14 protein-coding genes are annotated in these 15,532 nt (G+C 67.9%); 3 read left to right on the top strand and 11 right to left on the bottom strand.

Translation table 11 applies throughout. The features are described 5' to 3' along the window. Positions 1–71: 71 nt before the first annotated feature. Together pyk and F0U60_RS24815 are read left to right on the top strand one after the other, a co-directional pair. Positions 72–1,475, top strand: coding sequence for a pyruvate kinase (gene pyk, locus F0U60_RS24820; protein WP_395823999.1), 1,404 nt, complete (start codon positions 72–74; stop codon positions 1,473–1,475). Between the two features lie 63 nt (positions 1,476–1,538). Next, positions 1,539–3,662 (top strand): hypothetical protein, encoded by a 2,124-nt coding sequence (locus F0U60_RS24815; protein WP_395823996.1) that lies wholly within the window; start codon positions 1,539–1,541, stop codon positions 3,660–3,662. Position 3,663: 1 nt separating this feature from the next. Here F0U60_RS24815 and F0U60_RS24810 read toward each other — a convergent pair whose 3' ends face one another. From F0U60_RS24810 to F0U60_RS24765, 10 genes are all read right to left on the bottom strand, one after another. Continuing rightward, positions 3,664–4,347 carry a hypothetical protein gene (locus F0U60_RS24810; protein ID WP_203404539.1) on the bottom strand — a complete coding sequence of 228 codons (684 nt, stop codon included), beginning with the start codon at positions 4,345–4,347 and terminating at the stop codon, positions 3,664–3,666. 14 nt (positions 4,348–4,361) lie between these two features. After that, the gene (gene carA / locus F0U60_RS24805) at positions 4,362–5,480 is read right to left on the bottom strand and encodes a glutamine-hydrolyzing carbamoyl-phosphate synthase small subunit (protein ID WP_395823992.1); all 1,119 of its coding nucleotides are present in this window, start codon (positions 5,478–5,480) and stop codon (positions 4,362–4,364) included. Then, positions 5,480–6,781, bottom strand: a complete 1,302-nt coding sequence (locus tag F0U60_RS24800) for a dihydroorotase (protein ID WP_395823989.1) — start codon at positions 6,779–6,781, stop codon at positions 5,480–5,482. The genes carA and F0U60_RS24800 overlap by 1 nt, the downstream gene beginning before the upstream one ends. Continuing rightward, positions 6,778–7,671, bottom strand: coding sequence for an aspartate carbamoyltransferase catalytic subunit (locus F0U60_RS24795; RefSeq protein WP_395823986.1), 894 nt, complete (start codon positions 7,669–7,671; stop codon positions 6,778–6,780). Before F0U60_RS24795 ends, F0U60_RS24800 begins: the two co-directional genes overlap by 4 nt. A 14-nt stretch (positions 7,672–7,685) precedes the next feature. Then, entirely contained in the window at positions 7,686–8,105 is a 420-nt protein-coding gene (locus tag F0U60_RS24790) for a hypothetical protein (RefSeq protein WP_395823983.1), read from the bottom strand. A 53-nt stretch (positions 8,106–8,158) separates the two neighbouring features. Beyond that, positions 8,159–9,415, bottom strand: coding sequence for a signal peptidase I (gene lepB / locus F0U60_RS24785; RefSeq protein ID WP_395823980.1), 1,257 nt, complete (start codon positions 9,413–9,415; stop codon positions 8,159–8,161). A gap of 3 nt (positions 9,416–9,418) precedes the next feature. Next, on the bottom strand, positions 9,419–11,230 hold the full coding sequence (gene lepA, locus F0U60_RS24780) for a translation elongation factor 4 (protein WP_395823977.1): 1,812 nt from the start codon (positions 11,228–11,230) through the stop codon (positions 9,419–9,421). Positions 11,231–11,365: 135 nt separating this feature from the next. Next, positions 11,366–12,292, bottom strand: a complete 927-nt coding sequence (locus F0U60_RS24775) for an NAD-dependent epimerase/dehydratase family protein (protein ID WP_395823974.1) — start codon at positions 12,290–12,292, stop codon at positions 11,366–11,368. Positions 12,293–12,353: 61 nt separating this feature from the next. Further along, the gene (locus F0U60_RS24770) at positions 12,354–13,313 is read right to left on the bottom strand and encodes a UDP-glucuronic acid decarboxylase family protein (protein WP_395823970.1); all 960 of its coding nucleotides are present in this window, start codon (positions 13,311–13,313) and stop codon (positions 12,354–12,356) included. A gap of 21 nt (positions 13,314–13,334) precedes the next feature. Next, positions 13,335–13,523: a ribbon-helix-helix domain-containing protein gene (locus F0U60_RS24765; RefSeq protein ID WP_395823967.1), complete on the bottom strand. Its 189-nt coding sequence runs from the start codon at positions 13,521–13,523 to the stop codon at positions 13,335–13,337. 94 nt (positions 13,524–13,617) lie between these two features. Here F0U60_RS24765 and F0U60_RS24760 point away from each other — a divergent pair, with 94 nt between their 5' ends. Continuing rightward, positions 13,618–14,229, top strand: coding sequence for a hypothetical protein (locus F0U60_RS24760; protein ID WP_395823963.1), 612 nt, complete (start codon positions 13,618–13,620; stop codon positions 14,227–14,229). Between the two features lie 16 nt (positions 14,230–14,245). On the opposite strand, the gene manA is transcribed toward F0U60_RS24760, so the two are convergent. Then, positions 14,246–15,445, bottom strand: a complete 1,200-nt coding sequence (gene manA, locus F0U60_RS24755) for a mannose-6-phosphate isomerase, class I (protein WP_395823960.1) — start codon at positions 15,443–15,445, stop codon at positions 14,246–14,248. Positions 15,446–15,532 lie beyond the last annotated feature (87 nt).

Below are 15,532 nucleotides of genomic sequence, written 5' to 3'. Positions count from 1 at the left end.
GCGCACGGCGCCAAGTATTCCCGAGTACGTAAAGCTGTCAAGGTGCAGCCAGACGCCTAGGATGCACGCCCATGCGCAAGGCGAAGATTATCTGCACGCTGGGGCCGTCCTCGGACTCCGCCGAGGTCATCGAGGGACTCATCCGCGCCGGTATGAATGTGGCCCGGCTCAACTTCTCGCACGGGACGCACGACCAGCACCGCCAGCGGGTGAAGCTGATCCGCCGCGCCGCGAAGAAGCTGGGGGTGCCCGTGGCCATCCTCCAGGACATTCAAGGGCCGAAGATCCGTCTGGGGCGGTTCGAGGGTGGGTGCTTGGAGGTGAAGACGGGCCAGACGGTGGTGGTGACCACGCGGGAGCTGATGGGCCACGGGAACATCATCCCCACGCCTATCCGCTCGCTGCCGAAGGACGTGGAGCCGGGTCACCCCATCCTGCTGGACGACGGGCGGGTGAGGCTGCTCGTGGAGAAGGTGGAGGGCCGAGACGTCACCTGCCGCGTAGAGCTGGGGGGCCTGTTGAAGGATCACAAGGGGCTCAACCTGCCAGGGGCTCATGTGTCGGTGCCCACCATCACCGAGAAGGACGCGGAGGACCTGGCGTTCGGACAGGAGGTGGGCGTGGACTACGTGGCGCTCTCCTTCGTGCGCAAGGCGGAGGACATCCGGCAGGCGCGCAAGCTGGTGGCCCAGCGAGGCACGCCCCTCATCGCGAAGATTGAGAAGCCGCAGGCGGTGGATGACCTGGAGGCGATCGCCCGTGAGGCGGACGGCATCATGGTGGCGCGCGGGGACCTGGGCGTGGAGATGCCCCTGGAGAAGCTGCCCGCCATCCAGAAGCACATGGTGCGCACGGTGAACCGGATGGGAGGCCTGGTCATCGTGGCCACGGAGATGCTGGAGAGCATGGTGAACAACGCGAGGCCCACGCGCGCCGAGGTGTCGGACGTGGCCAACGCCATCCTGGATGGGGCGGACGCGGTGATGCTCTCGGGCGAGACGGCTGCGGGCAAGCACCCGATACAGGCGGCGGCCACCATGGCGCGGATCGTCGAGGAGACGGAGTCAGGAGGGGTGAGGGAGCTGAAGCACTCGCCCTTCCCGGAAGCCAAGGACGACATCTCCACCGGCGTGGCGGCGGCGGCGGTGGCGGCAGCCGAGCAGATGGGCATCAACACCATCGTGGCGTACACGGAGCGCGGCCTGACGGCACGGCTCATCTCCGAGTTCCGCCCGAGGGCGCAGATCATCGCCCTGACGCCGAACCCGGACACGGTGAACCGCATGGCGCTCTACTGGGGCGTGAAGGCCCTGCAGGTGGGCCGTTGCCAGTCGACGGACGCGATGCTGCGCCAGGTGCGGCGGCTGTGCCACGAGCAGGGGGTCTGCACGAAAGGCTCGCCCGTGGTCATCGTGGCGGGCGTGCCGCTCAATGAGCCGGGCCGCACCAACATGATGTCCGTGCACCGCATCTGAGCGGACTTGCCGGAACGGACCCCGGTGCTTCACGCTGTCACGAGCAGGAGCACCGGAGGAGCGATGGCAACAATGGCGGGGTGGGTGCTGCTCGCGGTGACGGCCGCGTCCGGAGCACAGCCAACGGACGTCACGCACGAGGCGGTGTGCGGGCTGAAGGCGCTGTTCACCATGGAGCGCTCGTACCTGCAGGAGAACGATCGGTACGAGCTGTCGACCGAGACGCTCGGCTTCCTGCCCCTCCCCTGTCCGGATGCGACGCGCCCGCCCACCTCTGGAAACAACTCGATCGGGGGCTGCCAGTTCGTCTTCACGATCCTCTCGGCGACCCAGGACCTCGAGCAACTCAAGGCCCCCGAGGCGCTCCGGGCCGAGGCCCTCGGTGTGGGCCCCAGGGTGGAAGGCCTGCGCTTCGTGTTGGACAGCAAGGGCTCCATCACCCGGGAGGACACGGGGGCACCCGTTCCGTATCCTGACTGCGAGGCCTGGCGCCGCGAGGCCGACCCGCTCTGGCGCTACCACGACGCCGTCTCCGAGCACGACTGTACGAGTGGGCCCTATCACCCCAATCACCCATGCATGCAGGGGTTCGCGGACCTGGCGGAGCTGGCCCGCGCGGGCGTCGGTGTGGCGCAGAAGGAGTACGCCGAAAATCCCACCGCGCGCGAGCTGGCTCCGCCCGAGCACCCTACCCCAACCATGCGCCTCTGCCGGTTGCTGGCCTCACCCGCTCGGGGGGCCGAAACCATCGACACCTTGGAGCGCAACGGGCAACTCCTGTCCACGGTGCTCTCCCCCCATTGCAACACCGAGGGCCTGCGCGTGGCCCTCCCCCGAATCTTCCGCCGCTTCGACGCGGTGTGTCCCGGGGAGCACTGCCTGGAGTTGCTGGCCCTGGCCCGCGACGTTCAGCTTCCCGGACTGGAGGAGCTCCTCCGAACCCACGCCTCCCGGGTGGCGGACGCCGTCCTCCTGCAGCCGCCGAACGCCCGCCTGAAATACCTCCACCAGGTAACGGGAGTGTCGTACCTGGACCTGTCGCCGCTCGTTCAGACCCTGGAGGGGAAGTGGGAGGGGCTGCGGCACGTGGGACGGGTCAGACCCGAGCCCCTGCTGCTCGCGCTGCTCGATCGGGCGCGGCGGGCGCACCCGGAGCTCGCCCCGCGGGTGGCGCTGCTGCACGAGCTGTGGGGCCTCGAGACCGCGAGCGACGCGACGTTCCGCGCCTGGACCGTCTCCACCCTCCCCTGTACGGAACTGGACGACGCCCTCGCGCTGAAGGTCACGCTCCCCCGGCTGCACTTCATCGCGGAGGCTCAGGCGCGCTGCCAGAAGGGCTCGCTGGGCATCCTCGAACGGTACACCGCGACGCTGCCGCCCCGAGACGTGATGAAGGTGCTGGAGCCACTGACGGCCGAGCATCTCAACTGGATGCGCAACCACCTGGGACTGAACGAGCCGGAGCGAGCCGAGGCGCTGGTGGACTGGGTGGTGGACCGGCAGCCGAAGCTGCTCGAGGCCCTCCGCATCACGGTCCCCGTCGCGCAGCGGTTGCTCTCCCGTCGCAACGTGAAGCGGCTGGGCGGCCGTGCCAGGGTGCTCAACTCCCTGCTCCGAAGCTCCAACGGCAGGCATGGGACGATTGAGGCGGACGCCTGGCGTCTCCTCTACAAGGAAGCGATCCAGAGCACACATTCTTCTTACCTCGTGCGCGAGCTGGCCTCGCGACTGCTGCCGCCGGAAGAGAAGAAGATGTTGCTGGCGGGTCTGCTGCGCTCGCCAGATGCGAGCATTCGTGCCGCAGCGGCGGCCGGTCTGGCGGACACGAAGGTGGACGGCATCCCACGCGAGGCAGCGCGAGCCTGTCTCGAGGAGCTCCGCCCACAGCTCCTCTGCCTCCAGCGCCTCGTGGAGCGATTGGGGCCGCCTCCTCCCGGCAAGCGGTTCTTTCCGTATGTCGGCTACGGTGTCGATCCGGCGCCGTCCCTGAAGTCGCCCAAGCCCCTGTCTCCACCCCAGCTGCTGGAGCACTACTGTGTCCGCCTGGAGGAGGAGTCGAGGGACTGCCCGAGCGCGTGCAGCGGAGCCGTCCTGGATGCGGAAGCTCACTCCCGGCTCGAGGCCGCGGCCGGAGAGTCGGTGCCCTACCCCGAGGCGCTCCGGGCCTGCGTCTACAGCGGGCTCTGAGCTAGCTCGCGGAGGCGAGCCAGGGCGTCGTCTGCGAGAAGTCGTAGATGCGCTCGATGGCGATCTGCTTGTAGCGCTCGACCTTCACGGCGCGCCGGGCGCACTCCCAGACGAGCTCCACGGGCGGACGATCCGGCTCCTTCTTCTTGCGGCGCTTCACCTCGGCCTTGATGGACTTCAGGGCGATGCGAGGGTGGAAGCAGAAGGCGGAGGAGAACAGCAGGTGACCGGCGAAGGGGATCAGCCGGGCCTCCAGCACGTCCCCCGTCTCGAGCCCCACCATGTGGCGGCGCTCGGTGACGTCGAAGTCCTTGCCCGAGAAGAGCTCGCGCAGGCGTACCAGCCCCTTGCCCAGCTTGCGCACTTCGAAGAGGCCATGGACCGTCTCCGTGAAGCAACGGAAGGCGTTGGCCTCCTCGGGCGGGGCACTCTGCAGCCGCAACTGGTACAGCTCCGCCGCGGGCGTCAGCTTGGAGATGGGCGAGACGCGGTCATACAGGTAGTAGTCCAGAAAGGACGCCATCCGGAGCTCGAAGAGCTTGTCGTCCTCGAAGACCTCGCCGGTGAGGCGGAAGTACTCGGCCTTGGCGTCGAGCAGGTCCGGCTTGCGCGACTCCTGGCTCCCGAAGGCGATGAGCTGATCGAGATAGGGCTGGTACGACAGCGGAGAAAGAGGGGATTCCATGGGGCTGCGAGATCCTACTCTCCGGCCATCAGCTTCGCGAAACGTGAGAAGAGGTACCGGGCGTCATGCGGACCGGGCGAGGCTTCCGGGTGGTACTGCACGCTGAAGGCGCGGGCGTCAGGGACGACCAGGCCCTCCACGGTGCCGTCGTTGAGGTTGATATGGCTCACCACCGCCTTGCCCTTCACGCTCGCATCGTCCACCGCGAAGCCGTGGTTCTGCGAGGTGATTTCGACCTTACCGGTGGTCAGGTCCTTGACCGGCTGGTTGGCGCCCCGGTGGCCGAACTTCATCTTGTACGTCCGGCCGCCCAGCGCGAGGGCGAGGATCTGGTGACCCAGGCAGATGCCGAAGACGGGCACCTTGCCGAGCAGCGAGGCCACCACCTTGTCCGCGCCCTTCACCGCCGCGGGGTCTCCCGGGCCGTTGGCGAGGAAGATGCCGTGGGGCTTCTCGGCGAGCACGGCCTCGGCGGAGGTACCCGCGGGCACCACCTTCACGCGGCAGCCCACGTCCACCAGGAAGTGGAGCATGGAGCGCTTGAGGCCATAGTCATAGGCCACCACGTCGAAGCGCAGCTCCGGAGCCGGGCGCTCGGGCTCGCCGAGCAGGTTCGGGGTTGGCGTGGTGAAGAGGTAGGGCTCGTGGGTGGACACGCCGGTGGCGAGATCCTGCCCCTCCATGCCTCGAGCCGACCGAGCGCGCTCGACCAGGGCGTTCGGCGAGTGGCCCTCGGTGGAGATGACGCCCATCTGCGCGCCGTGCGTGCGCACGTGCCGCACCAGGCGCCGGGTGTCGATGCCCTCGATGCCGACGATGCCGTGGCGCTTGAGGTAGGCGTCGAGCGTCTCCTGGGCGCGCCAGTTGGAGTGCTGCTCCGAGGAGTTGCGCACCACCATGCCCACGGCGTGGGGCTTCTGGGACTCCTGGTCACCGGGGTTGGCGCCCACGTTGCCCATCTCGGGGTACGCCATGGTGACGATCTGCCCGACGTAGGAGGGATCCGTGAGGATCTCCTGGTAGCCGGTCATGGACGTGTTGAACACCACCTCACCCACCGTCTCGCCAGAGGCGCCAATCGCGCGCCCCTCGAAGGTGGTGCCATCCGCCAATGCCAGCACTGCCCTCTTCATCACCTGGACTCCTTGATGTGACCGTCCTCGAAGACGAGCCGTCCGTCGACCCAGGTCTGGGCGACTCGGCCCGGCAAGCGCCGGCCATGGAAGGGGGTATTCCGGCTGCGGGAGAAGAACCGCGCCGAATCCACCGTCCACTCCACGTCCGGCTCCACGACCGTGATGTCCGCTGGTGCACCGGGGGCCAGGTGGCCGCCCGGCAGCCCGAATGCTTTCGCCGGCCCATCCGTCAGCAGGGCCACCGCCCGCTGTAGGCTCAGGGCGCCCTCGCGCACCGTGGCGAGCGTGAGGCCCAGGGCCGTCTCCAGGCCCACCACGCCATTCCAGGCCTTGTCGAACTCCACCTGCTTCTCCAGCACCCCATGGGGCGCATGGTCCGTGGCGATGGCGTCGATGGTGCCGTCGGCGAGGCCCTCGCGCACGGCCTCGATATCGCGGCGGGTGCGCAGGGGCGGATTCATACGAGCGTGGGTGTCGTAGGCGCCCACGGCCTCGTCATCCAGGGTGAAGTGGTGCGGAGTAGCCTCGGCGGTGACGCGCAGACCCCGGCGCTTCGCCTCGCGGATGAGGCGCACGCTGCCCTCGCAGGAGACGTGGGCGACGTGCAGCCGCCCCTTCGTCTCCTCCAGCAGCACCATGTCGCGCGCCACCATGGCCACCTCGGCGGACGGAGGGATGCCGGTGAGGCCCAGGCGCGTGGAGGTGCGGCCCTCGTTCATCACGCCCTTGCCCGAGAGCGTCAGGTCCTCCTCGTGCACCATGACGGGCAGGTCGAAGAGCTGGGCGTACTGGAGTGCGCGGCGCATGAGGCCCGCGTTCATCACCGGGCGGCCGTCGTCGGTGATACAGACGCAGCCGGCCGAGACGAGCGCGCCCATCTCCGCCATCTCCTCGCCCTGCAGCCCCTTGGTGATGGCACCCGCCAGGTACACGTGGCACAGCCGCGCCTCGCGGGCCTTGGCCTTCACGTACTCGGAGACGAGCACGCTGTCGTTGACGGGCTTGGTGTTGGGCATGGCCACCACCCCGGTGAAGCCACCCGCCACCGCCGCCATGCACCCGGTGAGGATCGTCTCCTTGCCCTCCTCGCCCGGCTCGCGCAGGTGCACGTGCAGGTCGATGAAGCCCGGCAGCACCAGCTTGCCCGAGGCCTCCACCACCTGCGCGTCCTGCACCTGCAGGGGCGCCTCGGACACCTCGGCGACGCGGCCGTCGCGCACCAGCACATCCCTCACACCGTCCACGCCGTTGCGCGGATCGATGACCCGCCCGCGGCGGAAGAGGATCGTCGAGCTCACCGGCACACCTCCTCCAGAATGGCGCGGCGGACGGCCACCCCGTGCGCCACCTGCTCCAGGATGACACTGCGGGGTCCGTCGGCCACGGCGGGGGCAATCTCCACACCCCGATTCATGGGGCCGGGGTGCAGCACGAGCGCCTCCGGCTTGAGCCGCTCGGCACGGGCGGCGTTGAGACCAAACATGCGGGAGAACTCACGTGCCGAGGGGAAGAAGTTCTCGCTCTGCCGCTCCGTCTGCACGCGCAGGCACATGACGGCATCCGCGCGGGTGAGGACGGAGTCCAGGTTGGAGGTGACCTCGGCGCCCAGCGACTCCAGACCGGGGGGCAGCAGCGTGGGAGGGCCGCACAGCACCACCTTCGCGCCCAGCGCGGTGAGGCAGTGCAGATTGGAGCGGGCCACGCGGCTGTGGAGGATGTCGCCAATGATGAGCACCGTGCGTCCGTCCAAGCTGCCCCAGCGGCGGCGCAGGGTGAAGGCGTCCAGCAGGGCCTGTGACGGGTGCTCGTGCGTGCCGTCGCCGGCGTTGATGACGGCGCAGCGCACGTGCCTGGCCGCCAGGTGCGGAGCCCCCGAGGAGCGGTGCCGGATGACGAGCGCCACCGGGCCCGTGGCCTCGATGTTGCGGACGGTGTCCAGGAGCGTCTCGCCCTTGGATACGGAGGAGCCCGCCGTCGTCCAGTTGAGCACCTCGGCCCCGAGAGCGTGTGCCGCCATCTCGAAGGAGGTGCGGGTTCGGGTGGAGTCCTCGAAGAAGAGGTTCGCCACCACCTTGCCTCGCAGCACATGCGAGGCGTCCGGCCCACCGTGCAGGTGTGCCTCCGCCCGGTCGAGCAGCGCCTCGATGTCAGCGCGCCGCAGGCCCTCGATTCCCAACAAGTGTCTCATACGTGCCCTGGCCCCTACTGCCCGGGAATGCCGTCCTTCACAACGTGGAAGCGCAGCGTGTGAACGTGATCCGTCGGCTTGAGGCGCACCTGCCGCTCGTAGTTCACCTCGATGCGAACGCTGCCGGTGACTCCGCTGCGCTCGATGAGGATCTGCTCATCCGTCAGACCCAGCCCGGGTTTGAGGACGTCGTTGTCGAACTGGTCGACTTCCCAGTGACTGCCCATCTGGCTGGTGCGCTCGATGATGGTGTTGCGCAGCGTGGAGTCCGGGGCGCCCTGCGCAGCCCGGTTGTGGGCCGCGGCGACGGCTTCCTTCACGTCCATGTTGTCGACGTAGAAGGGGATGAAAGTCACCCCGAGGTACACGCCCCCCACGAGGAGGGCCAGTAACAGCAGGCCACCAAAGCTGACCTTCCCGGAAGGATGACGCATGAGACCCCCGCGTAGCAGCGGCATACGCGGGGCGTCAAGCTTCCGGAATGTTTTCAACGCACCGGCTCGAAGAGGCGGTCGGTGCGCAGCCCGGTCCCCTCGAAGAGGTTGCTGAACCAGCCCCCGTACCCGAGCGCCATCCAGATCACCATGGCCTTGCCCTTGATATGGCCATAGGGCACGAACGCCACGCCCCTGCCCGCTCCCAGGCCGTAGCGGCTGTCGAGGCTGTTTTCCCGGTTATCCCCCATGACGAAGACATGCCCCGGGGGAACGACGAAGGGCCCTTCGTGCTGCACGCGGGCCCGCGGGCTCTCCTGCAGGATGGCGTGCACCTTGCCGTCCACGTTCTCCTGGTACAGCCGCATGCGCTCGGGGAACCAGGGCATGTTCTCATGCCTGTTGTAGACGACCTGGTCCTCCTTCACGAGCGTGCGCGACTGGGGCACCCCGTTGATGTGGACCTCGCCGTCGATCAGCTCCACCGAGTCCCCGGGGATGCCGATCACGCGCTTGATGAAGTCCAGCTCCGGCTGCACCGGGTTGTTGAAGACGATGACGTCCCCGCGCTCCGGAGGCCGGACGATCACGAACGGCACGTAGTTCGTGTAGGGCAGCCGCACCCCGTAGATGAACTTGTTGATGAAGACCTGATCGCCGATCTCCAGCGTCGGCAGCATGGAGCCGGAGGGGATGCGGTACGGCTCGATGATGAAGACGCGGATGATGACCGCGATGGCCAGCGCCTTGGCGAAGCCGGAGACGAAGTCCCAGGCGCCCTGCTTGCGGAAGACACCCAGGAGCTGGGTGGCCAGCGTGTCGAGCGTCTTCGTCTCCTGCTCCAGCCGCGCGGCGTCACCGGCCAGCGAGGCGGTCTCCACCTGCAGCGCCTGCTCGGCGAGCCGCGTGGACACCTCGGCGGAGATCTTCCCCGGCACGCGCTTGTGGATGCGCTCGATCTCCGAGATGAGCTCGCGCGCCTCGTGCCGCAGGTGGCGCAGCCGCTGCTGCTTGGGGAGCACGGTGCGCCAGACGAGCAGCCCCACGAAGTAGATGAGCATCGCCAGCGCCAGGTACTGCATGAGCGGCTGGGCCCACGCGGCTGCGGGCGGGACGAACTCGATCAGGACGATGTAGGGAATGAAGGCCAGCCCGAGGATGACCAGGGGCGCCCACAGGCTGGTGAGCAGCTCACGCCACAGCAGCGCGCGGCTGGCCTTGAGCTGCTCCGGCGTGCGGCGTGCGGCCATGCTGGCCTCGAGGCCCGCGGACGGAGGAGGCGTCGGGTTCGTCGCCGTGGAGGTGGACATGCCCTATTCCTCCGTCTTCAGCACTGCGAGGAAGGCCTCCTGCGGGATCTCCACCGAGCCCACCTGCTTCATCCGCTTCTTGCCCTCCTTCTGCTTCTCCAAGAGCTTGCGCTTGCGGCTGATGTCGCCGCCGTAGCACTTGGCGAGCACGTTCTTGCGGATGGCGGAGATCGTCTCACGCGAGATGATCTTCGCGCCGATGGCGCCCTGGATGGCCACCTCGTACATCTGCTTCGGGATGACCTCCTTGAGCTTCTGGCACACCTCGCGGCCGCGCTGGTAGGCGCGCTCCTTGTGGACGATGACGCTGAGCGCGTCCACCGGGTCCCCGTTGATGAGGATGTCCAGGCGCACCAGGTCCGCCTCCACGTAGCCGGCCAGCTCGTAGTCGAGGCTGGCGTAGCCGCGCGTGACGCTCTTGAGCTTGTCGAAGAAGTCGAAGACGACCTCGGCCAGCGGCATCTCGTACGTCACCTGCACGCGCGTGCCGCTGGTGCCCAGGTACTTCATGTCCTTCTGCACGCCGCGCCGGTCCTGGCACAGCTTGAGCACCGCGCCCAGGTAGTCGTTGGGCACGTGGATGTGACAGGTGAGGACGGGCTCCTCGAACTTGGCGATCTTCTGCACCGGCGGCAGCTTGGCCGGGTTGTCCACGTGCAGCACCTCGCCCTGCGAGTCGGTGATGCGGTAGACCACCGAGGGCGCCGTGGTGATGAGCGACAGGTTGTACTCGCGCTCCAGGCGCTCCTGGACGATCTCCATGTGCAACAGGCCCAGGTAGCCGCAGCGGAAGCCGAAGCCGAGCGCCGTGGAGGACTCGGGCTCGTAGGTGAAGGCCGCGTCGTTGAGCTTGAGCTTGGCGAGCGCGTCGCGCAGGCCCTCGTACTGCTCGGAGTCCACCGGGAAGATGCCGGAGAACACCATGGGCTTCACTTCCTTGAAGCCCGGGAAGGGCGCGTCCGTGGGACGCAGCTCCTCCGTCACGGTGTCACCCACCTTGGCGTCCTGGAGCTCCTTCACGTTGGCCACCAGCACGCCCACCTCGCCGGCGATCAGCTGCTGCACCGGGCGGGAGAACGGGCTGAACACGCCCAGCTCCTGCACCTCGAAGGACTTGTTGTTGCTCCACAGCTTGATCTTCTGCTTGAGCTTGAGCGTGCCCTCGAGCACGCGCACCAGCGTCACGACGCCGCGGTAGTTGTCGTACCAGCTGTCGAAGATGAGCGCCCGGAGCGGGGCCGACGGATCTCCCGAGGGCGGCGGCACGTTCTTCACCACCGCCTCCAGGATGTCCTTGATGCCGATGCCCTCCTTGGCGGAGGCCGGCACGGCGCCGGAGCCGTCAATGCCGATCACGTCCTCGATCTCCTGGCGCGTGCGCTCCACGTCGGCGCTCGGCAGGTCGATTTTGTTGATGACCGGGATGATCTCCAGGTTGTGATCCAGCGCCATGTAGACGTTGGCGAGCGTCTGGGCCTCGACGCCCTGCGAGGCGTCCACCACCAGGAGGGCACCCTCGCACGCGGCGAGCGAGCGGCTCACCTCGTAGGCGAAGTCCACGTGTCCCGGAGTGTCGATGAGGTTGAGCACGTACTTCTGGCCGTCGTTGGCGGTGTAGTTCATCCGCACGGACTGGGCCTTGATGGTGATGCCGCGCTCGCGCTCCAGCTCCATGTTGTCGAGGAACTGGTCCTGCGCCTCGCGCTTCGTCACCGTTCCGGTGGCGTCGAGCAGGCGATCGGCCAGGGTCGACTTCCCATGGTCGATATGCGCGATGATCGAGAAGTTACGGATGTGAGCGTTTTCGGCCGGCATGGTAGGGGGGCCTCGGGTGCGTCGAAGCCGGCTTGACTAACACCGAAGCCCACCAAAATCCATGCATCCGCGCACCCGGTGTGCAACCGGTCGGCCGACGAAACGCGTCACCCACCTCGGAGGGTGGGCGGACGACTAACGGCCGGCGTGCTCCCTGAAGAACGACACCGTGCGGCGAAGGCCCTCAGAGAGCTCCACGGTGGGCTGCCAGCCAAGCACCTGGCGCGCCAGGGCGTTGTCCACGCAGGAGCGCATCTGCTCGCCCGGCCTGCCCGGGGCACGCACAGCAGGCTTGTCCACCCCGGCCGACTGGGCCAGCAGGCTGTAGAGCCGGTTGATGTCCGTCTCCGTGCCCGTCCCGATGTTGATGGCGCCCGAGTAGTCCTTCTCCACGGCGAGCAGGTTGGCGCGGGCCACGTCCTCCACGTAGACGAAATCGCGCGTCTGCTTGCCCTCGCCGTAGATGGTGCACTCGCGGCCGGCCAGCAGGCGCTGGCAGAAGATGGACACCACGCCAGCCTCGCCGTGTGGGTTCTGCCGAGGCCCGTACACATTGGCGTACCGCAGGGCCACGTACTTCAGGCCGTACTGGGCCTTGTAGTAGCCGAGGTACAGCTCACCCGAGGCCTTGGAGACGCCATAGGGCGACACCGGGCGCGTTGCGTGGGACTCGGGCGCCGGGAAGACGTCCTGCTCGCCGTAGATGGCCCCGCCGGTCGAGCTGAACACCACCTTCTGGACACCCGAGACGCGCGCGGCCTCCAGCAGGTTGAGGAAGCCGAGGATGTTGGCCTCTGCGTCGAAGCGCGGGTCCTCCACGCTGCGGCGCACGTCCATCTGGGCGGCCAGGTGGCACATCACCTGGGGACGCTCGGCGCGGATGAGCTGCGCCGCCTCCGGCGAGCGAATGTCCGTCACCTCCAGACGCACCCTCGGGTCCAGGTTCTCCTTCCGCCCACTCGACAGATTGTCGAGGGCGATGACCTCGTGCCCTGCTCGCACGAACACATCGCACACGTGCGAGCCGATGAATCCCGCTCCACCCGTCACCAGGACTTTCAACGTGAAGCTCCTGCCACCCCAGGGTGGCCACTATGAAGAAGCGTTGAAACGTGCGGCGAAATTAGGGGGTGGAACCCCGAGCGGCAACCGATCGGAACCACTCGATTGTCTCCCGCAAGCCTTCCTCCAGAGGTACTCGCGGCTCCCACCCGAGCAGCTCCCGCGCCCGGCTGATGTCCGGCTGACGCTGCTTGGGGTCGTCCTTCGGCAGGGGCTTGTGGACGATCTTCCCACCTCCACCCGCCGCGGCCCGCACCGCCTCGGCGAACTCGAGCATGGTCATCTCGCGGGGGTTCCCAATGTTGACGGGCTCGGTGACGTCCGACAGCGCCAGCCGCACCAGGCCGTCGATCAGGTCGCGCGCGAAGCAGAAGGAGCGCGTCTGCTTGCCGTCACCGAAGACGGTGAAGTCCTCGCCACGCAGGGCCTGGCCCACGAAGGCGGGCACCACGCGCCCGTCGTTGAGCCGCATGCGCGGCCCGTAGGTGTTGAAGATGCGGACGATGCGCGTCTTCACCCCGTACGAGCGCGCGTACACCATGGTGAGCGCTTCGGAGTAGCGCTTGGCCTCGTCGTAGCAGGCGCGCGGACCAATGGGGTTCACGTTGCCCCAGTAGTCCTCGCGCTGCGGGTGCACGAGCGGATCGCCATATACCTCTGACGTGGAGGCCTGGAGGAACACCGCGCCCTTGGCCTGGGCCAGCTTGAGCCCGTTCTCCGTGCCCACCGAGCCCACCCGCATCGTCTCCAGCGGCAGCTTCGCGTAGTCGATGGGCGAGGCCGGCGAGGCCATGTTGAAGACGTAGTGCACCGGCCCGTCCACCGTGAAGGGCTCGGTGATGTCCTGGCGCACCACCTCGAAGCCCGGACGGCTCCGCAGGTGGGCCACGTTCTGCTCGTTGCCCGTGACGTAGTTGTCCACCGACACGACGCCGGCGGCTCCGTCGTTCAGCAACCGCTCGCACAGGTGCGAGCCCAGGAAGCCCGAGCCCCCGAGCACCACCACCCTCTGCCCCTTCATGCTCTTCTGAATCGTCATAACCTACCTGGAGCTCAGCTCGTCGAAGGACGCCTGGCCCGGCAATTGCGCCTTGTACTTCTCCAGCACGAGATCGATCCCCTGCCGGATGTACTCGGCCACAGGAACCTTCGTCTTCTGGTTCAACGCCTTGAGCAATTCGTTCTGCTCGGGCGTGATGTAGATGGTCGTGCTGATCTTCTTTCGGGCCATGGCGATATGTGAAAATATATGGAGTTACATGGCCCTTGAAGCCCTGTTTTCGAGACCCGTGATTCGGTCGTCAGGAACAGAGCCAGGAGTGGTGATGCCCTCGATGAGCAAGTGGGTGGTGGGGCTCGCGCTGGTGGGCCTCTGTGGGTGTGCATCCGACAAAGTAGCACAAAAATCGGAGGAGGCTCAGGAGCGGGAGCAGGCGGCGCCCGAGTCCATCCAGCCCCCACAGGCCTCTAACGAGAAGGTGACGAAGAAGGACACCAACACCGATCAGAAGCCGGACGTGTGGGTGTACACGGTGGAGGAGCAGCGAGCGGACGGCCAGGGCCGCGACCGGATGGTCCGCAAGGAGATGGACATCAACTGGGATGGCCGAGTGGACATCACCACGTACTACGACGCCCGCGAGGAGCGCGAGCGCGAGGCGATGGACCTCGACTACGACGGGAAGGTGGACTCCGTCTTCTTCTACGAGAAGAACGTCAACGTCCGGCGCGAGCGGGACTTGAACGGAGACGGCCGCGTGGACTCGTGGTCGTACTACGAGAAGGGCAAGCTGGCGCGCACGGAGCGGGACTCCAACGGCGACGGCCGCGTGGACTACTGGGAGTACTGGGAGAACGACCAGGTGGATCGCATCGGCGAGGACCTGGACGGCGACGGCAACGTCGACAAGTGGAGCCGCAACACCCCGGCCGAGTGAGGACCGGGGTTGCGCCTCACAAGCCGGAGGTCGCGCGGAACACGACCCCGTCGCCCTCGAGCGAGTAGGCCCCATCCGCCGCGCTCACGAACACCGAGGCACCCCGAGGCAGCGCGATCGTCTCACCGCCCACCGACAGCCGCGCGGCGCCGCTCGTGCACAGGAGGATCTCCGGCCCCCGACGCTCGGGCCGAGGAGAGACTCCGGGACGTAGCTGGAAGCGGGACAGGCGGAACTCCTCCGTCGGCGTCGAGTACACGTGCTCCACCCCATCCGTGGACGTTGGCTGCACCAGGCCGATGGGGCCGCAGCGGAAGTCCAGCACACGGAGCAGCTCTGGCACATCCACGTGCTTGGGCGTGCACCCGCCCCGCAGCACGTTGTCCGAGTTCGCCATGATCTCCACGCCGACCCCCCGCAAGTACGCATGGAGGTTGCCCGCGGACAGGTAGATGGCCTCGCCCGGCTGCAGCCGCACGAGGTTGAGCAGCAGCGCGCCGATGACACCCGGATCGCCCGGGTAGAGCTCCCCGAGCCGCACGGCCCAGCGCAGCTCCTCGGCGAAGCGACCGCCCTGCCCTGCCCGCGCCGCGCAGGCCGAGACCACCGCGTCCACCAGGGGCCCACGCTGCTCGCGAGGGCACGTCATCAGCGCCTCGAACAGACGCGCGACTCCCCGGGCGTCGGGTGACGCACGCAGCGGGGCGAGCAACGACTCCAAGGCGCTCAAGCCGAGTTCGTCGAAGAGCGCGAGCGTCTCGTCCGCCCGGCGGAAGCCACACAGCGCATCGAACGGCGTCAGCGCGCAGATGAGCTCGGGCTTGTGGTTCGCGTCCTTGTAGTTGCGATTCGAGGCGGTGAGGGGCACACCGAGCGCGTTCTCCCGCTCATAGCCCTCGCGCGCCTGGGCGAGACTCGGGTGGGTCTGCAGCGACAGCGGAGTCTCCGCCGCGAGCACCTTGAGCAGGAACGGCAGCTCCGTCCCAAACCGGCGCGTCACCTGCTCACCCAGCTCCCGCTCCGGCGCGGAGCGGATGGCCTCCAGCAGCGTCTGCACCCCCGTCCCCCGACGCACCCGGGACGGGCCTCCAGGGTGGGCCCCCAACCACAGCTCCGCCTGGTTGGAGGAGGAGGGCGAAGGCTGCCCGAGCAACTCGGCGATGGCGGTCCGAGAGCCCCAGGCGTACGGCTGAATGACGTTGTCGAGGAGGTCCATGCTGCGGCGCCCCATACCACTCCGGGCGCCGTCCGACCATCCACGAGCTGTCTCACACCGAGCAGAGGAGCGTCCCCTTCCTCCTCC

It is taken from the genome of Archangium minus (assembly GCF_044360475.1).
GTDB classification, from domain to species: domain Bacteria; phylum Myxococcota; class Myxococcia; order Myxococcales; family Myxococcaceae; genus Archangium; species Archangium minus.
This window is presented reverse-complemented; position numbering and strand designations above follow the sequence as displayed.